This is a genomic window from Cupriavidus basilensis OR16 (assembly GCF_000243095.1).
GTDB classification, from domain to species: domain Bacteria; phylum Pseudomonadota; class Gammaproteobacteria; order Burkholderiales; family Burkholderiaceae; genus Cupriavidus; species Cupriavidus basilensis_D.
Genome location: NZ_AHJE01000016.1, coordinates 114,995 through 141,285, shown reverse-complemented (window position 1 = coordinate 141,285; position 26,291 = coordinate 114,995). Strand labels below are relative to the sequence as shown.

General features: G+C 64.2%; 21 protein-coding genes and 1 pseudogene. 8 read left to right on the top strand and 14 right to left on the bottom strand.

Annotated features, from left to right (window positions below):
- Positions 1-93: 93 nt before the first annotated feature.
- Complete coding sequence (locus OR16_RS06255; protein ID WP_006157117.1) at positions 94-1,341, bottom strand: MFS transporter; 1,248 nt, start codon at positions 1,339-1,341, stop codon at positions 94-96.
- Positions 1,338-2,495 carry a serine hydrolase domain-containing protein gene (locus OR16_RS06250; RefSeq protein WP_006157116.1) on the bottom strand — a complete coding sequence of 386 codons (1,158 nt, stop codon included), beginning with the start codon at positions 2,493-2,495 and terminating at the stop codon, positions 1,338-1,340. Before OR16_RS06250 ends, OR16_RS06255 begins: the two co-directional genes overlap by 4 nt.
- Before the next feature lie 158 nt (positions 2,496-2,653).
- On the opposite strand from OR16_RS06250, the gene OR16_RS06245 reads away from it, so the two are divergent.
- Entirely contained in the window at positions 2,654-3,559 is a 906-nt protein-coding gene (locus tag OR16_RS06245; protein WP_006157115.1) for a LysR family transcriptional regulator, read from the top strand.
- A gap of 28 nt (positions 3,560-3,587) precedes the next feature.
- On the opposite strand, the gene OR16_RS06240 is transcribed toward OR16_RS06245, so the two are convergent.
- Entirely contained in the window at positions 3,588-4,457 is an 870-nt protein-coding gene (locus OR16_RS06240; protein WP_006157114.1) for a LysR substrate-binding domain-containing protein, read from the bottom strand.
- A 95-nt stretch (positions 4,458-4,552) separates the two neighbouring features.
- On the opposite strand from OR16_RS06240, the gene OR16_RS06235 reads away from it, so the two are divergent.
- The 3 genes from OR16_RS06235 (at position 4,553) to OR16_RS06225 (ending at position 7,770) form a co-directional block, all read left to right on the top strand.
- Positions 4,553-5,434, top strand: a complete 882-nt coding sequence (locus tag OR16_RS06235) for an HpcH/HpaI aldolase/citrate lyase family protein (RefSeq protein WP_006157113.1) — start codon at positions 4,553-4,555, stop codon at positions 5,432-5,434.
- Between the two features lie 104 nt (positions 5,435-5,538).
- Positions 5,539-6,534 (top strand): tripartite tricarboxylate transporter substrate binding protein, encoded by a 996-nt coding sequence (locus tag OR16_RS06230; protein ID WP_050982902.1) that lies wholly within the window; start codon positions 5,539-5,541, stop codon positions 6,532-6,534.
- A 42-nt stretch (positions 6,535-6,576) separates the two neighbouring features.
- A complete protein-coding gene (locus OR16_RS06225; RefSeq protein WP_006157111.1) occupies positions 6,577-7,770 on the top strand; it encodes a CaiB/BaiF CoA transferase family protein in 1,194 nt (397 codons plus the stop codon).
- 210 nt (positions 7,771-7,980) lie between these two features.
- On the opposite strand, the gene OR16_RS06220 is transcribed toward OR16_RS06225, so the two are convergent.
- The 7 genes from OR16_RS06220 to OR16_RS43965 form a co-directional block, all read right to left on the bottom strand.
- Positions 7,981-9,897, bottom strand: coding sequence for a TonB-dependent receptor (locus OR16_RS06220; RefSeq protein WP_006157110.1), 1,917 nt, complete (start codon positions 9,895-9,897; stop codon positions 7,981-7,983).
- 136 nt (positions 9,898-10,033) lie between these two features.
- Complete coding sequence (locus OR16_RS06215) at positions 10,034-10,408, bottom strand: DUF2946 domain-containing protein (protein ID WP_006157109.1); 375 nt, start codon at positions 10,406-10,408, stop codon at positions 10,034-10,036.
- A 234-nt stretch (positions 10,409-10,642) separates the two neighbouring features.
- A complete protein-coding gene (locus OR16_RS45400) occupies positions 10,643-10,885 on the bottom strand; it encodes a response regulator transcription factor (protein WP_237716953.1) in 243 nt (80 codons plus the stop codon).
- Positions 10,886-10,889: 4 nt separating this feature from the next.
- A complete protein-coding gene (locus OR16_RS45395) occupies positions 10,890-11,282 on the bottom strand; it encodes a response regulator (protein WP_237716952.1) in 393 nt (130 codons plus the stop codon).
- Positions 11,263-11,943 carry a sensor histidine kinase gene (locus OR16_RS45390; RefSeq protein WP_237716951.1) on the bottom strand — a complete coding sequence of 227 codons (681 nt, stop codon included), beginning with the start codon at positions 11,941-11,943 and terminating at the stop codon, positions 11,263-11,265. Before OR16_RS45390 ends, OR16_RS45395 begins: the two co-directional genes overlap by 20 nt.
- Positions 11,910-12,935, bottom strand: coding sequence for an MASE1 domain-containing protein (locus OR16_RS45385; protein WP_237716950.1), 1,026 nt, complete (start codon positions 12,933-12,935; stop codon positions 11,910-11,912). Before OR16_RS45385 ends, OR16_RS45390 begins: the two co-directional genes overlap by 34 nt.
- A gap of 1,102 nt (positions 12,936-14,037) precedes the next feature.
- Positions 14,038-14,208, bottom strand: coding sequence for a hypothetical protein (locus tag OR16_RS43965; RefSeq protein WP_006157108.1), 171 nt, complete (start codon positions 14,206-14,208; stop codon positions 14,038-14,040).
- Positions 14,209-14,536: 328 nt separating this feature from the next.
- Between OR16_RS43965 and OR16_RS06195 the strand changes: the two genes are divergently transcribed.
- From OR16_RS06195 to OR16_RS06180, 4 genes are all read left to right on the top strand, one after another.
- Positions 14,537-15,286 carry a substrate-binding periplasmic protein gene (locus OR16_RS06195; RefSeq protein ID WP_043418668.1) on the top strand — a complete coding sequence of 250 codons (750 nt, stop codon included), beginning with the start codon at positions 14,537-14,539 and terminating at the stop codon, positions 15,284-15,286.
- Positions 15,287-15,320: 34 nt separating this feature from the next.
- Positions 15,321-15,968, top strand: a complete 648-nt coding sequence (locus OR16_RS39560; protein WP_006157106.1) for a molybdate ABC transporter substrate-binding protein — start codon at positions 15,321-15,323, stop codon at positions 15,966-15,968.
- A 9-nt stretch (positions 15,969-15,977) separates the two neighbouring features.
- Positions 15,978-17,426, top strand: coding sequence for a pyridoxal phosphate-dependent decarboxylase family protein (locus OR16_RS06185; RefSeq protein WP_006157105.1), 1,449 nt, complete (start codon positions 15,978-15,980; stop codon positions 17,424-17,426).
- A gap of 380 nt (positions 17,427-17,806) precedes the next feature.
- Positions 17,807-19,057 (top strand): cyanophycinase, encoded by a 1,251-nt coding sequence (locus OR16_RS06180; protein WP_006157104.1) that lies wholly within the window; start codon positions 17,807-17,809, stop codon positions 19,055-19,057.
- 486 nt (positions 19,058-19,543) lie between these two features.
- On the opposite strand, the pseudogene OR16_RS06175 reads toward OR16_RS06180, so the two are convergent.
- From OR16_RS06175 to OR16_RS06160, 4 genes and pseudogenes are all read right to left on the bottom strand, one after another.
- Positions 19,544-21,707: pseudogene (locus OR16_RS06175) on the bottom strand (phosphocholine-specific phospholipase C).
- A gap of 543 nt (positions 21,708-22,250) precedes the next feature.
- Positions 22,251-23,651 carry an FAD-binding oxidoreductase gene (locus tag OR16_RS06170; RefSeq protein WP_006157102.1) on the bottom strand — a complete coding sequence of 467 codons (1,401 nt, stop codon included), beginning with the start codon at positions 23,649-23,651 and terminating at the stop codon, positions 22,251-22,253.
- 113 nt (positions 23,652-23,764) lie between these two features.
- Positions 23,765-24,571: a 4-hydroxy-2-oxoheptanedioate aldolase gene (hpaI, locus tag OR16_RS06165; protein ID WP_006157101.1), complete on the bottom strand. Its 807-nt coding sequence runs from the start codon at positions 24,569-24,571 to the stop codon at positions 23,765-23,767.
- Positions 24,572-24,617: 46 nt separating this feature from the next.
- A complete protein-coding gene (locus OR16_RS06160) occupies positions 24,618-26,093 on the bottom strand; it encodes an NAD-dependent succinate-semialdehyde dehydrogenase (protein ID WP_006157100.1) in 1,476 nt (491 codons plus the stop codon).
- Between the last annotated feature and the right edge of the window lie 198 nt (positions 26,094-26,291).

The following is a 26,291-nucleotide window of genomic DNA, read 5'->3' as shown; positions in this document are numbered from 1 at the left end:
GGCTGGTCAGAATAGCGCGTAAGTCGCACCTGGCGTTCCTGATGGTGCCCATGGTCGGCGTGTTTTTCATCGACCTGGCCAATGCGATCGTGATCAAGGCGTACCTGCTGCTGCTTCCCGCGGTTTAGCCGCCATGACGCTGGTGCGATCGGGCTTGCGGTCGAACAGCATCAGCTTCAGTGCCATGCATAGCGTTGCCAGCACGGCGAACAGCCAGCCGCTCCAGAGCGCGCCCGTCATGCCCAATGCGGTGATGCACCAGCCGCCAGCCGCCGAGCCGGCCATCACGCCCAGGTTGGCGGCCGAGATATAGAGACTGGTCGCGAACTCCGGGGCTGCCGGCGCGGCGGATGCCAGCCACATCTGGCTGACGATCAGGCCGCTGGTGTGCGCGGCGCCCCATAGCAGGCAGACCGCGATCATCGTGACAAACGAGGCGTTGCCGCAGGTGTAGAGCACAAGGTAGGCTCCGCCCAGCACCGCCGGGTGCAGCAGCGCGGTCCGCGCCAGGCTCTTGCGCAGCAGCCGGCCGGCGATCAGATTGCCCGCCACGCCGCCGATGCCGAACACCACCAGCAGCGCGCTGATGGCCTCGCCGCGCATGCCGGCCTCGCGCGCGAGGTACTCGGCCGCATAGCTGTACACCGAGAACATCGTTGCGAAGATGAACACGGTCGCGATCAGGTTGAGCCACAACGGCGGCTTGCGCAGGATGGCCGAGGGCCGGCCGGCGGGGGTGGCCTGCGCGGGTGCGTGCCGCCGCGCCGCATCGGGCAGCATGGCCAGCAGGCCGATTCCCGCCGCCGCGTTGACGGCGGCGCAGAACAGGAAGGATGCTTCATAAGAAAAGCGCGCCGCGATCCACGCGGTGATCGGCACGCCCAGCACCAGGCCCATGCTGGTGCCCACGAAGGCCATCGCCGTGGCATGCGCGGCTCGCTCCTTCGGGTACAGCGACACGGCCGCCGCGAACGCCAGCGAGAAAAACACCGGATGCAGCAGCGCAGGGACGATGCGCAGCGCCATCAGCCCGGCAAAGTTCGGCGCCCACGCCGACAGCACGCTGCACGCGGCAAATACGAACAGCGAGCCCGCCAGCACCTTGCGCCGGGCATAGCGCGACAGCCACAGCACCATGAACGGCCCGCACATGGCCACCACCAGCGCGAACAGGCCGACCAGCCAGCCTGCCCGGGCCACCGTGATGCCGTAGCGCGCGACGATAGCCGGCAGGATGCCGACCACGCCGAATTCAATGGCGTAAAGGCCAAACAGGCCGAGCGCGATAAAGAACAGGGAGCGGCCGGCATCGATGGCCTTCCTGGGTGCCATATCGCTCATCGCGCCACCGCCTCCTGCCCATAGACGGCATCGCGCAGATCCGCAACGAAGCGTCCGGACATGCCTTCGTACAAGGTGTTGGTGAACGCGGCCACGCTCAGGCCCTGGGCGCGGTCGACGAACCAGGCGTGCCCGTAGGCGCCGCCCCAGCGCCAGGTGCCGGCCGACTCCGGCGAGCGGGCCGCCGCCGGATCGTGCAGCACCGAGAAGCCCAGGCCGAAGCCGGTGCCTGGCGCATCGGGCGGGCCCCATTCGCCGGTCTGGTTGCGGCCCATTTCATCGGCCCAGGCGGCGGGCATCAACGGCTCGCCGCCCTGGCGCAGGGCTTCCAGCAAGCGCAGGAAATCGCCCGCGCTGCCAACCATGCCGGCGCCGCCGGAGGGAAAGGCATGGCTGTCCAATGCGCGCGCCGGCGCGTAGTGGATGCCGGCCGTGCCGTGGACGACGGGGACCACATCGTGCGCGAGCATGCGGCGCGGCACCGGCAGGTCGTTGACGTAGGCGGTGGCCAGGCGCCCGGCATCGGCCGCGGTAAAGCCGGTGTCGCCCATGTTCAGCGGACCCGTGACCAGCGCGTGCACCGCGTCGGCCAGCGGCGCGCCACAGGCGCGCTCGATCACGGCGCCGAGCACATCCGTCGCCAGCGAATAGCCCCAGGCGGTGCCCGGCTTGTAGAGCAAGGGCACGCTGGCGATGCGGCGCAGGTTCTCCGCGAGCGTGATGCCCGCCTGGTCCATGCCGTCCGAGATGCCTGCGCGGGCATAGGGCCCATGCTCGTCGGCTTCAAAGAAGCGGTAGCCCAGCCCCGCGGTATGGGTCATCAGTTGCCGCACGGTGATGATGGCGGCGCTGCCGTCGGCTAGCCGCGGCGTGAAATCCGGCAACCAGCGGGTCACGGCCTCGTCGAGTTCCAGCCGGCCTTGCGCCACCAGCGCCATCGCCGCGGCCGACACGATCGGTTTGGACACCGATGCCAGGCGGAACAGCGTGTCGGCGCGCATGGGGCGGTCGGCTTCGCGGTCGGCCATGCCGGCGGCGCGGCGGTGGATCACTTCGCCATGGCGGGCGACCAGTACTACGGCACCGACCAGGCGGTGGTCGGCAATGGCTTGTCCGATGACCGCGTCGACGCGGGCGGGCAGGAGGGAGGGCATGCGTGTTTTCCTTCGTCGCAAGAATGTTGAGGGGATCAGGCGAACGATAGGGAACATCTGACTCGGGAAAAAGTAGGATAGAGTTCCTTGTTATACGGACAGAATTGTCCGTAATCGAGGATCGAGATGAATGAGATGAATGGCATGGGGGAAAGCCGATGGACAGCCTGAGTGGCTTTACCGTGTTCGTGCAGGTCGCCGAGACCCGCAGCTTCGTGGCCGCTGGCCGCCTGATGGGCGTGTCGGCATCGGCCGTGGGCAAGAGCGTGGCAAGGCTGGAGGAAAAGCTCGGCGCGCGGTTGTTTCACCGCAGCACGCGCAGCATCACCCTGACGGCGGAAGGCGCGCTGTTCCTGGAGCGCAGCCGCCGCATCCTGGCCGAGATCGAGGCGGCGGAGCAGGAGCTGTCGCGCGCAGCCGAAGCGCCGCGCGGGCGCTTGCGCGTCAGCCTGCCGCTGGTGAGCTCGCTGGTGCTGCCAGTGCTGGGCGACTTCATGCGGCAGTACCCGGAGATCGAGCTGGACCTGGATTTCACCGACCGCATGGTGGACGTGATCGAAGAGGGTTTCGATGCCGTGGTGCGCACCGGCGAGCCAAGCGACTCCCGGCTAGCGGCGCGGCGCCTCGGCGCGTTCCGGATCCTGCTGGTGGCGTCGCCAGCGTATCTCGCGCGGCGCGGGGAGCCCCGGCAGCCCGCGGACCTGGCCGGGCATGCCTGCCTGCAATACCGCTTCCCGAACAGCGGCAAGCTGGAAGCCTGGCCGCTGCGCCGCGTTGCCCGGGAGCCGGAGCTCAACCTGCCCGCCTCGATGATCTGCAACAACATCGAGACCCGCGTGAGCTTTGCCTTGCAGGGCCTCGGTATCGCCTGCCTGCCGGACTTCGCCATCCGCGAACCACTGGCTGACGGCCGTCTGCGCACCGTGCTGGACGATTACGTGGACCGTAGTGGCACCTTTCGCGTGCTGTGGCCGGCTAGCCGGCACCTGTCGCCCAAGCTGCGCGTGTTGATCGACTTCCTGGGCGAGCGGGTGTTTCCGGGCGGCCAGGATCCATCCGCATGAGCCGCGCCGGATCAACGCCAGTACGCGATCAGCCGGCAGCTTGCCGCGCATGCCGCAGCAGCGAGAGGATCAGCGGCGTGCGGGTAGAAGCGCGCTGCCACAAGATCCCGAACCTGCGCGGCTCCGTCGCTTCGGGCAGCTTCAGCTTGGCGATGCGCAGGCCCGCGGTCAGCGGCGACGCAATATCGGGCGCGAGAGACACGCCTAGCCCCCGGTCGACCATCATGGCGATCGCCACCAGCGAACTGAGTTCGAACCGCTCGTGCGCGGTGATGCCGGCCTGCCGCAGGTAGCGGTCGGCCTGCTTGCCGCCGCCCACGCTGCGGTCATAGCGGATCAGCGGCTCGGTGCGCAGCAGTTCGTGCGGATCGCGCCTGGCCAGGCGGGCGGGCGCCAGCACAACCAGGGGCTCCTCGCGCAGCAGTTCCCAAACGATGGTTTTGGGCAGCGCGAAGGGCGGATGCAGGCAGACGGCCGCATCTAGCTCCGCGTTCTTCACGGCGTCGTATAGCGCCGCGGATTTGTCGGACTGGATGAACACGGAGACGCCCGGATGCTCCGCGGCGAACCCGGAGAGCGTTTCCGGCAGCAGGCTGTGCAGCGCGGTGTTGATCGTGCCCAGGCGCAGTTCGCGCGGTGCCTCCGCCTCATTCACCCAATCGCGCAAGTGGTTGAAGTCCCGCAGCAGGGAGCGGGCGCGTTCGGCCAGCCGTACACCCGACTCGGTCGGCGCCACGGTGCGGCCGGCCCGGCCCAGCAAGGACGTGCCCAACTCCCGCTCCAGGACGTGGACCTGCTGCGCGATGGCGGCGGGCGTCACGTTGAGCCGCCGGGCGGCTTGCGCGAGAGAGCCGGTATCGACGACAACCAGGAACGCGTTGAGGTAGGCTGTCTCCATACATTTCCTATTGATTAAAGAAAGACATAGATAGTTTATCTTTGTTCTGGCGTGACCCACACTGGCGCACTCCAAAGCCATCGGTCCACGTTGCCATGAGAAGCAAACTGTTCGTCCCCGGCTCCCGCCCGGAATTGTTCGACAAGGCCTTGGCCAGCGCCGCGGACGGGCTCTCGTTCGATCTCGAGGACGCGGTGGCAGAGGCGCGCAAGCCGCAAGCGCGCGAGGCACTGCGCGAGCTGCTGCGCTCGGGCCAGGCCCGCGCCAGCGGCAAGACGCTGATCGTGCGTGTCAACGCGCTGGACACCGCGCATTTTGCGGCCGACGTGGCCGCGGTGGCGCAGCCCGGCCTGGACCTGATCAACCTGCCCAAGCCCGAGTGCGCCGACGACGTGCGCCGCGCTGCTGCCGCCATCGAGCAGGCGGCGCGCGCCAACGGGTTTGCGCATGGCGTGGACAAGCCGATCCGCCTGCTGCTCAACATCGAAACACCCAAGGCGCTGCGCCTGGCCGGCGAACTGGCCGCAGCCCACCCGTGCGTGGCTGGCTTGCAGCTAGGACTTGGCGACCTGTTCGAGCCGCTGGGCATCGCCCGGCGCGAAAGCGCGGCGATCCAGCAAGCGATGTACGCGGTGCGCCTGGCAGCCGGCGAGGCCGGCGTGTTCGCCTACGACACGGTGTTTGCCAACATCAAGGATGAAGCCGGGTTCCGCGCCGAGGCAGAACTGTCGCGGCGCATGGGCTTTCTCGGCAAGAGCTGCATTCATCCCAGCCAGGTCCCCCTGGCCAACCAGGCCTTCTGCCCGAGCGATGAGGAGATCGGGCATGCGGCGCGGGTACTGGAGGCCGCGCGCGATGCCGAGGCCAGGGGCGTGGGCGCCTACGTGGTGGACGGGAAGATGATCGACCCGCCATTCGTGAAGCGGGCGGAAGCCATCGTGGCGACCGCCAGGCGCCTTGGATTGCTGCCAGCTTGACCCCGCCGGGATCCGCTGCCGGGATCTGGCGGCGCCACGCGGGACAAGCAAAAACAGGCAAGAAGACAGACAAGAAGACAGACAAGAAAACAGAAGGAGACAGCTTGAAAACATCATCCGCATCCGTATCCATTTCCCGTAGCGTGGCGTTGGCCGCCACGGTCGTCGCCAGCCTGGTATCCGGCGCGGCCTTGGCGCAGGGCGGGTATCCAGGCAAGCCCATCACCATCGTCGTGCCCTATCCGCCGGGCGGCTCCAACGACATCTTCGCGCGCATCGTCGCCAAGGAGATCGGCGAGGAGCTCAAGCAACCCGTGGTCATCGACAACCGGCCCGGCGCCAGTGGCAATACCGGCACGGGTATGGTGGCCAAGTCGGCCCCGGACGGGTACACGCTGGTCGCCGTGTCGTCCAGCATGACGACCAATGCCGCGGTGCAGGCCAAGCTGCCGTTCGATGCGGTCAAGAGCTTCGTGCCGGTGGCGATGTTTGCGCAAGGGCCGTTCATCGTTGCGGTCAATAATGCGTTTCCCGCCAGGACGCCGCAGGAACTGATCGCGGCGATCCGCGCCAGGCCGGGCAAGTACAACTACGCCTCAAGCGGGCCGGGCAGCGTCAACCAGTTTGGCACCGAGCTGCTCAAGGCCAGGGCCGGGAACCTGTTCATCACGCATATCCCGTACCGTGGCATGGGTCCCGCCGTGACCGACCTGATCGGCAACCAGACGCAGTTGCTGATCTCCAGCGGCCCCTCGCTGCTACCGATGGTCCGTGCCGGCAAGGTGCGCGCCGTTGGCATCACCAGCCTCAAGCCGAGCCCGATCGCGCCGGAGCTCACGCCCATGTCCAGTGCGGTGCCGGGCTATGAATTCGAGCTCTGGTGGGGCCTGCTGGCGCCGGCCGGCACGCCGCCGGCGATCGTGAACCAGCTCAACGCCGCCGTCAACACCGTCCTGTCCAAGCCCGAGATCAAGGCGGCCTTCCTGAAGGAAGGCGCCGAAGCCCGGCCCGTCACGCCGGCCCAGTTCGCCGCCACCATCGGACAGGACGTGGAGCGGTGGAAGACGCTCGCCAAGCGGCAGACCATCGTCGTGGACTGATGCGCGCGCCTTGCCTCTACTGCCAATTTCCCGGAGATTTCCATGCGTTCCCCCCCTGATGACCGCGCCGCGCCGCTGAGCGAGCGCACCGGCAAGCCGGGCCCGCTGTCCGGCCTGCGCGTGCTGGACCTGAGCGCCTACATAGCAGGCCCCTATGGTTGCTCCCTGCTGGCCGACCAGGGCGCCGAGGTCATCAAGATCGAGCCGCCCGCTGGCGACAACCTGCGCAAGTATCCTTCCTCGCTGGAGGCCGAGAGCCGCGCCTTCCTGGGCGTCAACCGCAGCAAGCTGGGCGTGGTGCTCGACCTCAAGCAGGCCGGCGACCTGCAGCGGCTGATGGCGCTGGTGCGTACCGCCGACGTGCTGGTGCACAACTTCCGGCCCACCGTGCCGCCCAGGCTGGGCATCGCTTACGAACAGCTCAAGCTGGTCAACCCGCGCTTGATCTATTGCGCGGTGACGGGCTATGGCGAAGACGGCCCGCTCAAGGACAAAGCCGGCTACGACCAGGTCCTGCAGACCATGACCGGCATGTGCACGCTGCAGGGCAAGCAGGGCGGCGCGCCGGAGATCCTCTACGGCTCGGTCGTCGACTACTACGGCTCGGCGCTGGTCGCCGGCGGCGTGGCCTCCGCGCTCTACGAACGCGAGAAAAGCGGCGAAGGCCAGTACGTCGGCATCTCGCTCTTGCGCGCGGCACTGACCATGCAGTCCGCCCGCATGGTCTGGGCCGACAACGAACCCAGGGAGGTTGGCCGCGACATGCGCTCCGGCGGCATCACCGGCATCCATCCGACCAAGGAAGGCTATCTCTACATCTCCGCCAACACGCCGCATTTCTGGGCCGCGTTGTGCGAGAAGACCGGCCTGGCGGAGCTCGCCACCGAGCGCTACGACAGCGTGCGCAAGCGCGCGCAGCATCAGGATGAGATTGTTCCCGCGCTGCACCGCGCGCTGGCAACCCGCACCGCGCTGGAATGGGAAGCGCACTTCGGCGAAGCGGTCCCCTGCGCCGCCGCGCGCTCCGTGGAAGACATGTTCGACTTCCCGCAGGTGCGGGCAGAAGGCATGGTGACCACGTTCGAGCATCCTACCGTGGGCCGGTATCGCGGCTTTACCCGTGCCATCAAGTTCGGGCGCACGCCGGGGCCGCAGCCGTTCGCGGCGCCGGTGCTGGATCAGCATGGGGAGCTGGTGAAGGCGGAGGCGGACAGGTTGATGGGGGACGGCACGTAGTTGACTAGCTGGCCCGTTCGATGCGCTTGCGCCGGTGACCGTCTGCGCGACGCTGGAGTCCGCGCTGCGCGGGCAGGCATCCACGGGCTCCAACCTGGGGCTGGCGCCGCGCCCATCATCGGGAACACCGCGCCTATCAAAGGGTGTACTTCAGGCTGAGGTAGAACGTTCGCTGCGGGAAGGGGTGGTACAGGAAGTACTTGCGATTGTTCAGGTCTTCAGGTTATCCACGCCCAGCGCACCACCCCAATGCTTGTCGAGCTGGTAATGCACGCGCGCATCCATCACGAAGAAGCTCTCGAAGCCCTGGTATGTCGCAGGGTTGATGTCGGTGTTGTCGACTGTCGCGTACACCCGGCTGCTATAGCGCGCAGCCAGCGTATAGGCCCACTTGTTGTCTGGCCGGTAGGTCGCCGCCATCGTTGCGCGCCACGTGGGCACGTAGGGCACGCGCTTGCCGAGCGCCGTCGCGCCAGCGGTGGTCGGCACGTAGCTGTCGTCCGAGAGAATCCGGGAGTTGACATAGGTGACGTTGCCCGAGAGCGTCAGGCCGTTGATCAGCGCATTGTCCTGCTGGCCGGCCAACTCCAGGCCCAGTTGCCGGGTCTTGCCCACGTTCTGCGTGAAGGAGACGGGCGTGGCGAATCCCGCAATGGTCGAGGTCTGGGAGATCAGCGCGTTCGTGGCGTATTCGCTGAAGGCGGACATGCGCAGCTTGCCCGCGCTGGTGTGACGCTCGATGGCGAGCTCGCTGGACAGGACGCGCTCCGGTTGCAGGAACGGATTGGCCTGGGTAAACGTCGTCCCGGTCTGCACGCTCTGGTACAGCTCGCCGACCGTCGGGAAGCGAAGCGCCTTGCCGAAGGAGCCGGTCACCGACCACAGCTCGCTGGCCTCCCAGGTGAGCGAAGCCTTGGGGGAAAAGCCCGATTTGTCGAGGCTGGGCTGCTGGATCGGCACCCCGACGCCATTGCTGCCGATGGCGTAGTTGAAGCCGTCATAAGCGCGCCACATCTCATAGCGGCCGCCCAGCGTGGCCTGCAGGCTCGGTGTCATGCGCCAGACATCCTGCAGCCAGAGCGCGCTGGTTTGCGTCTTGCCCTGCGAGGTGCTGAACAGTGCGCCATTGCCGCCGGACACCCAGTTGGTGGTGCTGTAGGTCGGGCTGCTCAGCTTGAACTGGTCATAGTGGGCGCCAAAGCTGACGACGTTCGCGCCGGCGATGCCCTGTGGCCGCCAGATGCCCTTGACGTCAAAGGTGGACCAGCCGGAGCCGCTCATGTCGGTGGTCCGGCCGGGCCCACCGGTCAGCGCCGCCGGATAGAGCCCGGTGGACAAGCGGCTCGCATCCTGCAGATAGTACAGATTGCTGGCAACCACCTCCCAGTCGAACAGGTCTTGCGTGCGGGTTCCGACCTTCAGGCTCTGCATCAGGTGTTCCTGATCCACGTTGTTGCTCGAGAACTGGCCCGCAATGGTGTTGGCGCCGTACGCGAATCCACCGATATTGACGCTGCCGCTCTGCGCGCCATAGTAAGGAGAGCCGGATGCCGTGCTCAGGTAGGTCTGCGCACTCGCCTTGGATCTGTTCTGCCAATAGCCCAAGGTGTAGACCGCGCTCAACGACGGCGTGAAGTCATAGCCCAGCTTGACCGTGGCGTTGTCCTGCAGCGTATGGACGAAATTGCCCGCGCCGATCACCTGGATGGCGCCGCCGGTCCGGTTGCGCTCGGCATACGCGCCGGTGATCACGGGCAGGCCGGCGCCGGCGGCGGTCGCCGACTGGTTGACCGTGGCGAAGCTGAGCGGCTGGCTGAAGCTGTTGAGGTGGTTCGCGCTGAGCCACCACGAGAATTTCCCGCTGCGGTCGCCCAGCGTGGCGCTGGCCTGTTGTGCCGGCTCGTTCTGGTCGGTGCCATATTTGCTGAACTGCTGGACGGCGCCCGTGACTTCCAGGCTGCCCTCGAACGTCTTCGGCATCCGTGTGGTGATCTCGGTCACGGCACCGTACGAGTTGCCCGGATAGGCGGCGGCGAACGGGCCGTACATGACATCGATCCGCTCGATCGATTGCGGCGCCACCATGAACCACTGCGGTGAGCCGTTGCCATTATTGTTGTTGATCAAGGTCGACAGCAGGATCCCGTCGGCATAGATCAGGCTGCAGCAGCGTGCGCATGATTGGGTCTACCTCAAATCATTGTCCGGCGGCCGCGGGCAGTTGCGCGCGGCCGCCACGATCACGCCAAAGGGCGTGCGTTGCTTACAGACTGGATTGAGGTAAAGCCGGCGGGTCCCTGGGGCGTCCGGACGGAAAGGCCCCGAGTGGCGTGAAGCGGGTGACCAGCACGTGCGACGTGGCGATCACCAGTAGCGGGATTGCCGACAGCGCCGCAGGCGCCAGGGTAGGGAGCGGCACATGATCCGCCAGCAAATCGCAATAGCCGCAGGCGTTCAGCGCATTGCCCGGCATTTGATGCGGCGCGTCGCCGGGGTGGGCGGCCGAGCAGATGACGGCTTCGGGATCATTGGCCTGGGCCGCGGCCACGAACTGGCTGATTGCCGGCGCAAGCACGATGAGCCACATGGCGATCAGGCCAAGCCATGCGGTCAAGCGGATGCGGCGGATAAGCGTCATTGTTATTGTGCGAGCGGGCGCGGCGCAGTCTACTCCAGGCGAGGCCAAGTGGGATCTGGCCGGCCATGCGTCATTTTGACACAGGCAAGGACCGGAACCGGGGCGTCAAGCAGGGTTACCACTTCGCGGATGGTCTGCTTGATCCGTTCACGCCAGCGCGGGCGCGCCGGATCCGGTTCTGCCACGGATTGCGTGATGGACAGGCACTCTTGCGTCGATCGCCCGGACTCCACCCTACTGGTTCTCGATCCATTGAATGGCGAAGCGCATCAGCTCCTTGCCGTTGGGAATACCCAGCTTTTCCTTGATGTTGGCCTGATGTGCCTCGATGGTCTTGACGCTCCGACTCAGTTTCTCGGCAATCTCGCGGGTGCTGAAGCCGAGTCCGATCAGGTGCAGGACCTCGAACTCCCGTTCCGAAAGGCTCGCGATTGAACCCGTCGGAATTTTTTGGGGAGCCGTCAGAGCCCGCGCCAACTTTTCATTCTGCCAGCACCTCGCGAATAGCGTTCATGACATGCTCCATGGCCTCGAGTTTCATCAGATACCCGTTTGCTCCTGCCCGCAGTGCGCGTTCGGCAAACAGGGTTTCGTCATGCATGCTGAGGACGAGGATTGCCAGCTTTGGATAGTGTTGCCGGAGCGTTTTGACAAGATCCAGGCCGGAGTTCGAGTGCAGACTGAGGTCCACAATGGCCATGTCAGGCTGGCAGGCCATCACCGCCAGCGCTTCTTCGGCACAGCCGGCCGCACAGCAGACGTGCAGATCCTCATGCAGATTCAGCAGGTGGGTTAACCCCTCCCGGATGATGGGGTGGTCATCCACGATCAGGATCTGAGTCGCGCTGCCCAGGCTAGATGGCTTCCCTTTCATGTCCCCGACTCTCCGGTATCGGATAGCTGATGGCAACCGTGGTGCCCCCCAAAGCATTGCGGGCGACCATGCAAGAGCCGCCCAGGAGGCTCGCCCGGTGGCGCAGGTTGTGAAGGCCCAGTCCCGAGGCACGCTCCATTTGTTCCAGGTCGACCCCCATCCCGTCGTCACTGATGGAAAGCCTCTGCATTCCGCCTTCGCGCTCCAGGTCGATCCAGATATGGCGGCCCTGGCTATATTTCAGCGCATTACTGACCGCTTCCTGTGCCGCACGGTAAAGGTTGATCTGCATCGGCGGATCCAGCAAGTCCACATTTGACTCAATGCGGAGCGTGCAGCCTATGCCATTCAGCGCGCTGGTCGTCTGTGCCAACCCTTGCAAGGCGACCGCAAGGCCGCCAGATTCCATGGCGACCGGATCCAGGCCATGGGCAATCTTGCGAGTCATCAAGGACGCCTGCTTCACCAATTCGACAATGGTAGCCGCCTTCGCGGCGGCTGGGTGGTTATGCTTCTGTAGTTCCTGATTCAAGGTGGCGCAGTAGAAGCCCAAGCTGGTGAGGTGCTGCCCGAGGCCGTCGTGCAGTTCTCGGCCGATGAGTCTCTGCTGCTGGTCGCCGATTCGAATCAGTTCNGCTTCCAGCAGACGACGTCGCGCCATCCTCCTGCTTTCAGTTCATTGCTTGCTAGCTCCACGTCTTGGGTTCGCTCTTGCACGCGCCGTTCCAACTCGACATGGGATGCCAGCAGGAGGCTATGGACGCGCTTCTCCTGAGCATGTGCCGCCACCAGCAGCAGTCCGGTTACTGCCACGACATTCGCGAAGGCGCACCATCTCACAAGGCTGTCCACCGGGGATTCGGCGGCAAAGGGACCGGTGCCGTTCGTGGTGCCCCAGATGGCCACGATTGAGACCAGCAGGGTTGAGAGACTGGTGCCCAAATGGTCGAAGCGCAGAGCCGCCCAGATAATGAACGGAAAGATCGCCAAGGCTGCCGGATAGTAGCCGTGCCCGGTAAGTTCGGTGGCCCCGAAGATGACGTAACTCACCCAGAAGATCGCAACGGTCAGTCCGCACGCTTCCACGGCCTGCTTTGCTGAGCGGATAGGGCTCGGATACGTAAGCAAGCTGAGCAGCGGCGGGGCCACCACGAGCACCCCCATCATGTCACCGAGCCACCATTTCAGGATGGCTGCGCCGTACTCGGTGACGGATAGCAAGCCCCCTCCAAGGAGGGCGGTCGCACCGATCAGCGCACTCACTGCCGTGCTGACTGTCGCTGCCAGGATGATGAGAGCTAACACGTCCTTGATGCGGTCCAGGGTGATCTGGAATCGGGCTACCCGCTTTAACAATAATGTAGCCGTCAAGGCTGCAGCCGTTGCGCCGAGGCCAATCACCGCAGCCACCGGTAGGGGCACGCCCACCGACATGTTGGCCAAAATGGAGCCAATGGCAATTCCGGGGGCAACGGCGAAGCCCATGACTAGCATCGCAACGAGGGCGATGCCGCTGGAAAGCCACACCAGAGACACTGCCCCGCCCACTACCGCATAAGCAAGTCCCAGCTTTGCTCCTGCGTAGTACGCCACTGCGACAAATCCGGTGTGAACGAGGAGTCTAAGCCTGGAGTTGCGTGGAATGATGACCATTGTTCGCTTCAAATTCTGGGGACAGCCCCTGCCACATCCAGTCGTTTTCTCGTTAGCCGCAATGACAATATTCTTGCGAAAGTTGGTGCCCGATGCCCCTGTGGCAATTCACGAGTTGGCACCGAATCGGTGCCAGGCGAAGTGCTGCGAATCCATGGTGCTGCAGACTACTATGAATCTACGCCAGAACTCCCCCGTGCGGTAAGCGTAGCCGATGGATTCGATGCGCTAACCCGTTTGGGTTGGACGCCAGATCCGTATGAGCGCGAGCATTGCCATGCCGGCTTTTGCGCGTGGGTGAACAGGTCGCTCTCCTTGCCGTGCCGCAATGCGCGCGCTTGCGTGACATCGTCGACCTCGGCAGCCGTGCCCATCAGGGCGGCGTCCTCCCTGCCCATTCAGTAGGGCAATCCCCTAGCCATTTTTCGGAAGAAGACCTTATTCATACGCTCACCGCCAGCGCATACATTGGAGTCGTATAAAGCTGCGGCGCACAAAACTGGAGCGAAGGGAATTCGTTTCGGTGTTCTTGCAACCACCTGAAATGGAGGTGAAAAATGGTAAAAACAGTCTTACTGCTCGCTGCGGCGGGTGCGGCGCTTGGCGCCGGGGTAGCCTATGCCGGCATCGGGGCGCGAGATATATACACCGACGGCGCCAGCGTGTTGGGGCCGCGAGACCCATATTCAGATGGGGGGAAGAGCGCAAAGTTTGACGTCTATTCAGATGGGGCGAGAGTCACAGATAGACGAGACCAATTCACCGATGGCGCGAGAACCACCAACCGCGATGGACTGGTTGAGGACGGCAGGTAAGGAACGACCGAAGGGGCGGCAAGAGAACACGTGGCCGGCGCCCGGCATCCACTGCCGCAAATCAAGCATCTCCCCCGGGCAACAGCCTCGGGGGATTCTTTTTTACAGTGGCCTCACTGCCGGAGAAAGGTCAAACCAGCACGCCCCTGCCACTCGAAGGGGGCAGCAGCGTTCGCGGCGTGCCTATTTCGTCAGTTCCCGAATCAAGCTGTTGCAGGACTGAAACAGATCGTGCAGTGAGGCAAGCCACTTGCACGAAGGCGGCTTCTCGCAATCCCGTCATGCTCCTATTCGGTATGGACGATGTGGTTCGTCGAGGTGCCCATGACTCTCTTCGCAACCCCGCGGATCACGTCGAGGATGTTCTGGCGCATGTAGCTTGCTGCGGGGAGGGCGTCGACATCCGGCGTCGGCACGAAGCCGCATTCGCCGAACACAATCGCCGTAGAAGGATGCATTGCTTCAAACTGTGCATCGGGCTCGGCGTGCCGGCGCGGAGTGCAGCAATCACGTCTTCGTCCATCTTGATCATCCGCTCACCTTCGTGCCGCATCTGCGGACGCTCGGGTGACACTGCGGCCTTGGCTCAAATGTCCGCGCCCCGGTGAGGATTCACTCGGTGGATGCAGACGACTCGAACAGACCAACGCGGTCACCAGATCCGCATGCTCCTTGATTTTGGAAGCATCGTGGCTATGCTCGTTCAGGCGATCGAGAGATTGCCGCATCGTCGGAAGAAAAGGATGTTTCCACTCCCGCTGTTAGATGGAACGTTGAAGGATTCCCGTGAAAAGATTCGTGGCGGCAACGCTTGCATCTCTTGCATTACTGTTTTCCCCTCCGAGTACCTCCTATGCACAACAAGTGTTGAAGGTCGGCACCACCACGGCCGGGCAGCCTACCTCCGGTCTCAATCCACAAACGAAGCTGCCAGAGGGAATATCGGTGGAACTGCTTAGAGCGGTCGCCAGAGACGCTGGTTTAGCGATTGAATTTGAGCCCATGACTTTTGGCGAGCTTCAACCAGCTCTGCTCGACAACAAGATTGACATCATTGCGGCTGCCTATGGTGTAACTCCTGCAAGGCAGAGGATCGTAGACTTTACCGAAGGGTACGGCTCTTACCGGGATCTGCTTATTGTTCGATCCGAAGATACGAAGGTTTACCGTTCGGTGGCAGATTTCAAAGGTATGTCGATCGCAATACCGAAAGGGAGCGCGTATGTCGATGCCCTGAAGGAGGCCGGAGCAAATCTGACTCTTGTCAGCACGCCACCGGAAGCGATCAGCGAATTAGAAGCCCACCGCGTAGCTGGCGTTGTCGACAATGGGCTGCAGGTAGCGTATCGAATGCGGAACAATGCCCATCCCGACCTCAAGCTCGTGGACTCATACCAGCCGATACAGGAGGCAAAATTGGCGTATGCCGTGCGAAAGGGTAACGCTGAGTTGATCGCTAAACTGAATGCCTCACTAACGAAGCTACAGGCTGACGGTACGGTAAAGGCGATCTACACAAGGTGGGGGCTCAATTGAGGTTTTGCGTACCCTGAACATGACGACAGCCAGCATGACCGCCGGCGGCGCCCCGGAGCCGGCGATCATCGGCAAGAAGGAGTCAGGCATGCTTAAAGATGTTTTTTCTGCACTCGCCAGGTTTGCCGCGCTCGTTTTCCTGACACAGGCCGCGTTGGCCGCAAGTGCTGAGATAAAGGTTCTTAGCACTCCGACGCTGAAAACCTCGCTGGAAGCGCTGGCTCCGCAATTCGAGCTTGCATCCGGCCACAAGCTCGTGTTCAAGTTCGAAGGCGTGGCACCGCTCAAGCGGCAGATTGAAGCAGGTGAGCCATTTGACGTGGCCATTCTGCTGCCTGCGATGATTGATGACCTGACGATGCAAGGGAAGATCGCAGCAGGCACGCGTCGCGACATCGCCCGGACTGCCGTGGGGGTGGCAATACAGGCGGGCGCGCCCAGGCCCGACGTCAGCACCCGATATCAGTACTTAAGTCCCATGGACTGGACGGACCTGCACCGTAACGAGCATGGGCACCGAGCCTCCGGCCTCGACGTAGTGGGCCATCCCGTGCTTCAACGTGGAGTCTGCTCACAATCAGAGTCTTTCTATCGGCGTGTGCTCCATCTGATCAAGATGCGCGCAGCGATCACCTGGAGTTTTTGCCTTGTGGACTCTATAAATGAACGACTTCACGGATGAACTACGACCATGCCGGATGCGTATCGTGCAGCACTTGAACAGGCCTACACGCTGGCCATGGATTTCCATGGCTTGCGCGCGAAGAGAAGCCCTGCGGCGGCTGCCAGCTTCGAACAATTGTGGGCGGCCCTGAACGGCCCGACGCCCACGGACGGCATGGCGCCCGCCGACGTCATCAGACAGTTGGCCGAGGGGGTAGACGCTGGCCTGATGGGGGCGGCTGGGCCGCGTTACTTCGCCAAGGTCACGGGGGGCTCGCATCCGGTTGGCGTTGCGGCTGACTGGTTGACCAGCATCTGGGGGCAAAATAGCGGGAGCTACCTTGGGTCTCCGGCAAATGCAGTCGTTGAGCAGATAGCAGCAGCTTGGCTGCTCGATCTACTGTCGTTACCATCGGACTGCTCGATCGGCTTCACAACCGGCGCGACAATGGCAAGTTTCGTTTGCCTCGCTGCAGCGAGAAGCGAGGTCTTGCGAAAGGTCGGCTGGAATGCCGATGCGCAGGGCTTGTTCGGCGCGCCTCCGATCAACGTATGCATCGGCAACGATGCGCATGCAGCGATCTTTGCCGCGTTGCGTTATCTCGGACTCGGCCATGATCGTGTCATTCAAATCCCGACGGATGATGCAGGCCGCATGCAGGTTGCAGCGTTGTCCATGACATTGACGTCCTGTGGCGGGCCGCTGATCGTAATCGGGCAAGCCGGCCAGATCAACACAGGTGCGTTCGACCCGTTCCATGAGATGGCGGACGTCGTGCATCGCCATGGCGGTTGGCTTCACATCGACGGTGCTTTTGGTTTGTGGGCGCGCTCGTGTCCGACGTTCACCCATTTGACCGAAGGCATTGAGCAAGCGGACTCTTGGGCGACTGATGGACACAAGTGGCTCCAATTGCCCTACGAATGTGGTTATGCCATCGTCCGGGACGCACACGCCCATCGGCGTGCGATGGCATACGAAGCGAGCTATCTGCCCGCAGCCGGCGGCGAATGCCGGGAGCCTTTTCACTACGTGCCAGAACTCTCAAGGCGCGCACGTGGCTTCGCGACGTGGGCGCTTATCCGCGCGCTCGGGCGCAGCGGCATTGCAGACATGATCGAACAACACTGTCTGCTGGCCCGGCGCATGGCGGAACGGCTTGCGTCCGAAGCAGGCGTGGAGATACTCAATCCGGTAGAACTGAACCAGTTTGTTGTGCAGTTCGGCACAGGACTACCGCCGGCGCAACGAGATCAATTAACAAGGGCGGTCATAAAGTGCGTTCAGGCGGCAGGGGTCTGCTATGTAGGTGAAGCCAGTTGGCATGAGCGCGTGGTGATGCGCTTCTCCGTGATTTCCTGGGCGACCGCCGAGGCCGATATCGATCGGTCTGCCGAATCCATCATCGTGGCGTGGCGGGAGGTTGGCGCGGGCATGATGGCGGCAAGCGAGATCAGCCCGGGCAGTACGCAATAACGCCAGCGAAATCGCCGCGCGGTATTTACTCTTTTCTGATCGTTCCTTTGTCTCCCGCCGTACATTTCAGGGTTGGTCGGAGGGCAATCGTGGGCTACACTGCAAAACACTTTGCCTCCGCCAGTCCTCAGAAAGAGAGCGAGGCCAGTTGGCCAGTAGCCATGCGGGAGACCCAGATGGCACGCTTCATCCATCGTCTTTCGCGATCCAGAGTCGGCTATCGCTGTCGGCACACTCGTGCGATTCGGATTTCCATTCGGCATAGGTCCATTCAGGCATGGATACTCATCGTCCCGGGCACCGCTTCGGTGAAAGCCCGCTGCCCTTGAAATTCCCGGTCCACCTCGCGCGTACCAACCATCAGCAGGGAGCGATATCTTATGGAATCCCTTACCAAATTCGCTTCGCGCTGTGGCGGCCTTGCGCGCTGCGCGGCAGCCTCTGTTGGACTTGGCCTGGTATTCGGCGTGTTGCCGGCCCTGGCCATCGCAGGCAACAAGACCGTAGCCTCCTATAGTTATTTTGTGACCGGAACGCAGTATTTCATGGCGGGAAACACCACGCCAGTGAGGACGCTTCCCACGCCGCGGCCACAGGCCGAGCAGCCTCTGGTTCTGATGGGCGGCGGGCCCGATGTTGATGACGCTTACCGGTGGATGATTCAGCAAGCAGGCATTTCGAAAGACTCCGCTTCTGGGGGGCGCTTCGTCGTGATCCGCACCACTGGTACCGATGCATATGATCCCTATTTGCTCTACAGCGACAAGCATGACTCAACCAATATTCCCGCAGTAGATGGATTTGTCGGTGGTGCATATCTGGGTCTGACCTCGGCTGAAACCCTCATCATTACCAGCAGAGAGGGGGCCAACGACCCATTTGTCAATGCCGTTGTCAGCACCGCAAACGCTTTGTGGATTGCCGGCGGTGATCAGAGTACGTACATCAATCTTTGGAAAGGCACAAAGCTTGACGCGACGATCGCCGCGCTCATGCGGAAGAATATCCCCGTTGGCGGAACCAGTGCCGGGGCTAACGTCCTGGGCCAGTTCGTCTTCTCCGCCCTGAATGGAAGCGTCACGTCGACACAGGCGCTGGGCGACCCGTACAACAATTTAATGACCTTCGACCCGACCCCGTTTTCGGGTACCAGTTTCATGAGTATTCCGGTGTTGGGCAACACGTTTGTTGACCCCCACTTCGACTCGCGCGATCGCATGGGCCGACTGGTCACGTTCGTCTCGAGAAGCATCGCCCCTGGATCAAGCAACTCAGGGTGCGCAGGCGGGATTCTGACTCCGTCAAGCGCCAGAGGTATCGGTATTGACGTCGAGACCGCGCTAGAAATTCACTACGATAAGAATACAACGCATTACTTTGCTCAGCGAGTGACGAACATTTCAACGACAACAAGCAGCGCCGTCCATTTCCTGAGCCCACTGACGTTGCCAGCCACCTGTGCGCCAGGCAGACCATTGACCATGCAGGGTGTTTTTGTCCAAAAACTAACCGATTCGACGATTGCGTTCGACATTACCAACTGGTGGAATGGCGGTGGTAACCCCAATCTTCCAAATTACATCGTGAATGAAAATGCTGGCGTTCAGAGCCCGACCACCATTCCGTATTGAGATTTTCACGATGTGAGTCCATGGCGGGATTCATGGAGTCGAAGCTGGTGTGCGCTGCCTGAGTCATCCTATGTCGCGTTCGAATGCCGAGCGCTCTGGACATTCAGAAATTCCCGGCGCCGGTCATCGTCCGGACGAGCGCTGTCAATTGCCATTACGGCTGGCGAGATCGGGTACGAACAGATCGCTCCATTTCGTCGGGGCGGTCTTGATCTCGCCCGCGCGGTGCATGAACAGGACGTATTGCATGATGCAGGCGGCACCTTCCACGACGCTTAGCCCTCCTTGCCAGCCGACAAGGCGATGGAGGCGCGGGCACGCCTCGCGCTTTTCATCGCGAGCTTCCCTTGCGTCAGTCCCCTGGGTTGGTGCGACTCCCATTGGACGTGGCGCGATTCGGCAAATCGCGCCACGTGCCTCATACAAGGCGCCATATTCAGCGCCGAATCGCGCCACTTTGACGCCGTAGCGCCGCCGCGCAACCGGCTAGCCTAATGTGTCCCCGTTCACACCCATCGCCGGGTCGCTCACCGTATGCTTGCCCGTCTCCACCCGCCCCGCAAAGCGCCGGTAGAACGCCGGGTCGCTGTCGCATGTCACCGAGAAGTCATACCACTGGCCGCTTGCCGCGAGGGACCAATGGCGGGAGTCGCTGCCCTTGCCGGCGACCGTGACGGGCCACGGGCCGTCCTTGCGGTATGCCTGCGGCCTGATGGTAAAACTGCAGGCCTTGTCGCCGGCGTTCATCAGTTCGGCATAGACGTCGCCGCTGGTGATGTCGTAGCACACGCGGATCTCCGGTGCGGTCGCGGTCTCGGCGATCCGGCTGGTATCGCCCTTGAAGTGCCGGTGGTAGCCGTTCGGGCCGATAACCCAGAGATCGTACATGCCGAGGTTGTCCTGCAACGCGTTCCAGCTGTCGCTCAGCAACTTGCCGGCTTCGACGACGTAGCGCCGCGGCAGGCGGCTGAGCTTGTAGCGGTCGTAGACGTGGAACACCGCGGCCTGCGAGCCGGTGTTGGAGAACAGCAGCTCCACCATGCCCGAGGCATTGCAACGCGCGCTGGTGTGCAGTTCGTAAGGCAGGGCGCGTGATGGCCGCGTGCCGCTGGCCTGGATCGGCAGTTGCATATCGAGCGGCAACGGCACGGCGGGCAACGCTTGCTGCGCGCTGCGCAACTGATCCGCTGCGGCGCGCGTGCTGCGGCCGCTCAGCGTTGGCAGGGCCTCGTCGTTGGGCGTCTTGAAATTGAAGGCGCTCGTCAGGTCGCCGCAAACGGCGCGGCGGAACGGGCTGATGTTGGGCTCCGCGACGCCAAAGCGGGCCTCCAGGAAACGCAGCACCGACGTGTGATCGAACACCTGCGAGTTGACCCAGCCGCCGCGGCTCCACGGCGAAATCGCGAACAGCGGCACGCGCGGACCCGGACCGTAGACGCGGCCATCCGCCGCCGGCTGGCCGCTGCTGCCTGCCGGCGCGGGATGGCTGAAGTACTCGGCGCTCATGTCGGCATCGCTGAGCGTCGACTTCCCAGCCAGCGACAGGTCGGCGTTGCGTGACGGCGCCGACGGCGAGGGCATATGGTCGAAGTAGCCGTCGTTCTCATCGAAGTTGACCAGCAGTACGGTCTTGCTCCACACCTCGGGCACGGCAGTGAGCGCATCCAGGACTTCCTGCAGGAACCACGCGCCCTGCACCGGGCTGGACGGCCCCGGGTGCTCGGGCTGGACGGCCCCGGGTGCTCGCAATAGATCGAGGGCGCATTCATCCAGCTCACCTGGGGCAGCTTGCCCTCGCGGATGTCCCGCTTGAACGCATCCAGGTAGTTCTCGGGGCCGATCCCCGGTAGCGTATTGGCGATGCCCTTGTAAAGCGGGTTTGCGGCATTGTCCGTGGCAGCGTCGTAGCCGTGGTACGGCAGGGCCTGGCCGGTATTGGCATAGGGTACGCCGGGCGCGCCGCCGCTAGACACCGGGAAGCCGGACGCGATGTTGGCGAGGCGGAACGGCCGGAACGCGCCCAGCTGGCCGGCAGGCCGTCGATCCAGTCCCACTCGTTATTGACGAAGGCAACGCCGGCGGCGGCGCCGTTGGTTCCGGTCAGGTGGAAGGAGCGGTTGGCATCCGTGCCAGTATGCATCGAGCAGTGATATGCATCGCACAGCGTGAACGCATTGGCCAGCGCGAACTGGAACGGGATCTCCTTCTCCTTGAAGTACCCCATGGACGTATCTGTCTTGTGGGTAGGCCAGTTTGCCATGCGCCCGCTATCCCAGGCTTTCTGGCTGTCTGCCCAGGCATGAGGCGTGCCGGCAGCGCGTTGCGCGTTGTTGGCGCTGCCGTCCAGGTGATAGGGCGTGAGCACGGCGCCGCTGGCACGCTGCTGCTGCCATACTTTACGGTCATTGGGCAGCGGGATGGTGAACCTGTCGCCGAAGCCGCGAACACCCTTGAGCGTGCCGAAGTAGTGGTCGAACGAACGGTTCTCCTGCATCAGGATCACTACGTGCTCGACGTCCTTGATCGTCCCGGTCGCGTTGTTGGCGGGAATCGCCAAGGCCTTGCGGATGCTGGGCGGAAAGGCGGCCAGCGCGGCGGCGGCAAAGCCCGTGCCGGTGACTGCCCGTAGAAAATTGCGGCGTGAATTCATCGTCTGGATCTTGCGTTCGTTGGATGCGTGATCGTTCATCAAGGCGCGCAGCGCATTTCCCGCGCGGCGGGCTGCTCGGGCGTACCGGATGCTGGCGGGCTTGCGGTGGACGTATCGTTGCTGTCACCGCCGCACGCAGCGAGAGCCGCGGCTACGATCAAGGCGGCGAAGGCGGCCGCGAGCGTTCTTGCAAGGCGCTTGGGTGGCATGGGGTGTCTTGTGAATGTGAAATAAAAATGTCTGCTTGATTGCAAGCAAAGACAATAGGAAAGCCGCGAGTGTAAGAACGCGATGTGACACGGGCATGACCCAGTGCAAGCGAGGGGGAGGGGGAGAAAAGCGGCGCCGGTCTGCGCTACGCGGCAGCAGGAGGCGATGTGCCCGCACTGGCGGGCATCCGGCTGCTTTGGAGAGTTAGAGAGGGAAAGGGGAGAAGAGGGGCAGGGGGGACTGGCGGGGCGGTAGCGCCGGTGGCAGCGGCTGAAGCTGAGACTGAGGCGGCCGTTCATGGCGGGCGACGGCACCCGCCGAAACGCCTTGCCGTCAGTCCAGCTTCGGCAGCATCTTGGCGGGATTGAGCAGGTTCTTCGGGTCCAGCGCCCGCTTGACCTGCCACATCAGCTCCAGCTCCACCGGTGCTTTGTAGCGCTTCAGGTCATCGCGCTTGGCCACGCCGATGCCGTGCTCGGCGGAGATCGAGCCGTTCTCCGCATGGGCCAGCGTATCCACGGCCTCGGAGATCGGCGCGTACCACTGGCCGAGGAAGTCCGCCGCGCTGCGGTCCTTGGGGCGTAGCGGGTTGAAGTGCACGTTGCCGTCGCCCATATGGCCGTAGATCACCATGCGCGCGGCGGGCTCCAGCGCCAGCACCTTGGCCGAGGCATCGCCGATAAATGCGGCGATGCGCGACAGCGGTACGGACACATCGCACTTGATGCTGCCGCCGGTGCGGGTCTGCGCGTCCGAGATTTCCTCGCGGATGCGCCAGAAGCGCTGCGCGTCGGCGAGGCTGGCGGCTACCGCTGCGTCCAGCACCAGCTCCTGCTCCAGCCCGGCCTCGAGGATTTCCATCAGCGTGGCGTTGAGGCTTTCGTTGCTGCCGCCCGAGCTTAGTTCGATCAGCACCATCCAGTCGTGCCGCGCGGGCAGCGGCGAGGCTACGTCGCCCAGGTATTCGAGCACCAGGTCCAGCGCGGGCGCCGAGATCAGCTCGAACGCGGTGACGGCTTGGCCGCCGTGCTGCTTGGCCACGCCGAGCAGGCGCACCGCGGCTTGCGGGCTTTGCACGGCCACGAAGGCCACGGCATTGGCGCGCGGCTGCGGCATCAGCTTGAGCACGGCCGCCGTGATGATGCCGAGCGTGCCTTCCGAGCCGACGAAGAGCTGCTTGAGGTCGTAGCCGGTGTTGTCCTTGCGCAGGCCGCGCAGCGACGAGTAGATGCGGCCATCGGGCAGCACGGCCTCGATGCCCAGCACCAGGTCGCGCATATTGCCGTAGCGCAGGACGGCCGTGCCGCCGGCGTTGGTGGCCAGGTTGCCGCCGATCTGGCAGGAGCCTTCCGAGCCGATGCGCAACGGGAACAGGCGCTGCTCTTGCTCGGCGGCGGCGCGGGCCGCGTTGAGCGTGACGCCGGCCTCGACGGTCATGGTGTCGTTGATGGTGTCCACGGCCAGCACGCGGTTCATGCGGCCCAGGCTGAGCAGCACCGCGGTGCCGCTGTCGTCGGGCACCGATCCGCCCATCAGCGAGGTATTGCCGCCTTGCGGCACCACCGGCACGTCGTGCGCGTGGCACCAGGCCATGACCTGGCTGACCTGTTCGGTGGTGGACGGCATGACCACCACCTGGGCTTTGCCGCGATAGATGCGGCGGTAATCCGTGACGTAGGACTCTGTATCGGCATCGCCGCTCAGGCAGGCGCCGGCGCCGACGATGGCTTGCATGGCAGCGAGGGTGGTGCCGGTGGCAGGGGCGGCGTGGGAATCAGTTGGCATGTTGGCGTGCTCTGTGGTGCTCTGTGGGGCTCTGTCGTGTTCTGTGATTGCGGCGGCGGGCATCAGTATGCGGCAGACGGCCCTGCCGCGGGTGCGGCGCCGGTGCCGATGAAGTCCGCGGCCAGCCGGCGTGCCGCGCCGGCATAGAGCAGCACATCCACGCCAGTGGCCACAATAAAGGTGCAGCCCAGATCCAGGTAGCGGCGCGCCAGCTTGGGGTCGGAGGTGAGCGTGCCGGCGGCCTTGCCGCTGGCGACGATGGTGCGCATGGCGCCTTCGATGGCGGCCTGCACCTCGGGGTGGCCCGGCTTGCCGCGATGGCCCATGGAGGCGGCCAGGTCGGCCGGGCCAATAAAGACGCCGTCGACGCCGTCGACAGCGCAGATGGCTTCCAGGTTTGCCAGGGCCTTCGCGGTTTCGGCCTGCACCAGCAGGCAGATCTCATCGTCGGCCACGTCCAGGTAGTCGGCGCGCGCGCTCCATTGCGAGGCGCGGCCCACGGCGCTGCCCACGCCACGGATGCCCTGCGGCGGGTAGCGGGTGGCGCGCACCAGCGCCGCGGCTTGCTCGGCGGTATCCACCATTGGCACGAGCAGGTTCTTCGCGCCAATGTCCAGCAACTGCTTGATCAGCGGGACTTCGCCCGCCACGCAGCGCACCACCGGTTGCGAGCGGTACGGGGCGATGGCCTGCAGCGCATTTAGCGTGCCGCGCAGCTCGTTGGGCGCGTGCTCGCCATCGATCAGCAGCCAGTCGAAGCCGGCCGTGGCCGAGACTTCGGCGAGATAGGGCGATGCCATCGAGAGCCACAGGCCGATCTGCGGCTGGCTGGCCGCCAGCGCGGCCTTGAATGCGTTTTGTGCGGGCATGGTGTTCCGAGGATTGTCGTGGGCGTGGGTCGGGTGCCGCGCGGTCTTAGCCGAGCTGGCCCTGGCAAATGTATTTGGTGTGCATGTAGTCGTCCAGCCCGTGGCGCGATCCCTCGCGTCCGTAGCCGGATTCCTTGACGCCGCCGAAGGGCGCGGCCTCCGAGGCGATGGCCCCTTCGTTGACGCCGACAATGCCCGTCTCCAGCGCCTGCGCCACGCGCCAGATGCGGCGCACATCATTGGAGTAGAAGTAGGCGGCCAGGCCGAAGGGCGTGTCGTTGGCGTCGCGGATCACTTCGGCCTCATCGGTGAAGCGGAACACGGCGGCTACCGGGCCAAACGTTTCCTCGCACGACAGCGCCATTTGCGGCGTGGCGTTTGTGAGCACGGTGGGCGCGTAGTAATGCGGGCCGTCCGCCAGGCGCACGCGCTCGCCGCCGGTCATCACCACGGCGCCCTTGGCGACGGCGTCCGCGACATGGCGGGCGATCTTTTCCACAGCGCGCGCATTGATCATGGGGCCGATCTGCGACGCGTCCTCGGTGGCGGGCCCGACCTGCAGCGCGGCCACCCGCAGCGATAGGCGCGCGACGAAATAGTCGTGCACGCCAGCCTGCACATAGACGCGGTTCGGGCAAACGCAGGTCTGGCCCCCGTTGCGGAACTTGGCGGCCATCAGGCCATCGACGGCGGCATCGACGTCGGCGTCGTCGAACACGATGAATGGCGCATTGCCGCCCAGCTCCAGCGACAGCTTCTTCAGCGTGCCGGCGGATTCGCGGGCCAGGTGCTTGCCTACCGGCGTTGAGCCGGTGAAAGTGATCTTGCGCACGCGGCTGTCGGCCAGCCATGCATCGACCACGGCGGGCGTATTGGCGCGCGAGGCGGTGACGATGTTCAGCACCCCGGCGGGCAGGCCGGCTTGCTGCGCCAGGTAGACCAGTGCCAGCGCGGTCAGCGGCGTGTCTTCCGCTGGCTTGGCCACCACGGTGCAGCCGGCGGCCAGCGCGGGCGCGATCTTGCGCGCGATCATGGCGAGCGGGAAGTTCCACGGCGTGATGGCGGCTACCACGCCCACCGGTTCCTTGAGCACCAGCATCTTGCGCCCGGGTACGGACTCGGCGACGATCTCGCCGCTGATGCGGGTGGCTTCCTCCGCGAACCACTCTACGTAGGACGCGCCATACAGCACTTCGCCGCGGGCCTCGTTGATCGGCTTGCCTTGTTCGGTGGAGATGATCAGGGCCAGGTCTTCCTGGTGTTCGAGGATCAGGGCGTGCCAGCGCTTGATGATCTGCGCGCGGTCGCGGGCGGTGCGGCGGCTCCAGGCGGGGAAGGCGGCCGCGGCGGCATCGGCTGCCTGGACGGCGTCCCGGGCGTCGCTGTCGGGGACGCGGGCGAAGACGCTGTTGGTGGCAGGGTTGGTGACATCCAGGAGGTGGCCGGTGTGGGCGGCGGACCACTCTTGGCCTATTAGGTTGCTGGTGCGGAGCAGGGGGGGGTGGGTTAGGGGGAGTGTCATGGTTTTGGATGCTGGTGGGTTGACTGCAACTGCAACTGCAAAATCAGCTTCAGCTGCTTAACGTCAAAATCAACGGCAGTTTCACCACCCCTAAAGGCGCGCCGGATGGGGCGACTACCCCTCGGGATTCGACGAAAAGAGCGGCCGGGACCCAAACTCGCATCGCCTTAACAGGCTGCTGAAATACGTCCCGTGCAA

Excerpts from the sequence above, each read along its gene's own strand:
- OR16_RS45395 (WP_237716952.1), bottom strand. The coding sequence starts at position 11,282 with ATGAAAGGGAAGCCATCTAGCCTGGGCAGCGCGACTCAGATCCTGATC.
- OR16_RS06250 (WP_006157116.1), bottom strand. The coding sequence starts at position 2,495 with ATGCCCTCCCTCCTGCCCGCCCGCGTCGACGCGGTCATCGGACAAGCC.
- OR16_RS06255 (WP_006157117.1), bottom strand. The coding sequence starts at position 1,341 with ATGAGCGATATGGCACCCAGGAAGGCCATCGATGCCGGCCGCTCCCTG.
- OR16_RS06240 (WP_006157114.1), bottom strand. The coding sequence starts at position 4,457 with ATGGAGACAGCCTACCTCAACGCGTTCCTGGTTGTCGTCGATACCGGC.
- OR16_RS39560 (WP_006157106.1), top strand. The coding sequence starts at position 15,321 with ATGACCGCCGGCGGCGCCCCGGAGCCGGCGATCATCGGCAAGAAGGAG.
- OR16_RS43965 (WP_006157108.1), bottom strand. The coding sequence starts at position 14,208 with ATGCATCCTTCTACGGCGATTGTGTTCGGCGAATGCGGCTTCGTGCCG.
- OR16_RS06245 (WP_006157115.1), top strand. The coding sequence starts at position 2,654 with ATGGACAGCCTGAGTGGCTTTACCGTGTTCGTGCAGGTCGCCGAGACC.
- OR16_RS06185 (WP_006157105.1), top strand. The coding sequence starts at position 15,978 with ATGCCGGATGCGTATCGTGCAGCACTTGAACAGGCCTACACGCTGGCC.
- OR16_RS06170 (WP_006157102.1), bottom strand. The coding sequence starts at position 23,651 with ATGCAAGCCATCGTCGGCGCCGGCGCCTGCCTGAGCGGCGATGCCGAT.
- OR16_RS06215 (WP_006157109.1), bottom strand. The coding sequence starts at position 10,408 with ATGACGCTTATCCGCCGCATCCGCTTGACCGCATGGCTTGGCCTGATC.
- hpaI (WP_006157101.1), bottom strand. The coding sequence starts at position 24,571 with ATGCCCGCACAAAACGCATTCAAGGCCGCGCTGGCGGCCAGCCAGCCG.
- OR16_RS06235 (WP_006157113.1), top strand. The coding sequence starts at position 4,553 with ATGAGAAGCAAACTGTTCGTCCCCGGCTCCCGCCCGGAATTGTTCGAC.
- OR16_RS06225 (WP_006157111.1), top strand. The coding sequence starts at position 6,577 with ATGCGTTCCCCCCCTGATGACCGCGCCGCGCCGCTGAGCGAGCGCACC.
- OR16_RS06180 (WP_006157104.1), top strand. The coding sequence starts at position 17,807 with ATGGAATCCCTTACCAAATTCGCTTCGCGCTGTGGCGGCCTTGCGCGC.
- OR16_RS06160 (WP_006157100.1), bottom strand. The coding sequence starts at position 26,093 with ATGACACTCCCCCTAACCCACCCCCCCCTGCTCCGCACCAGCAACCTA.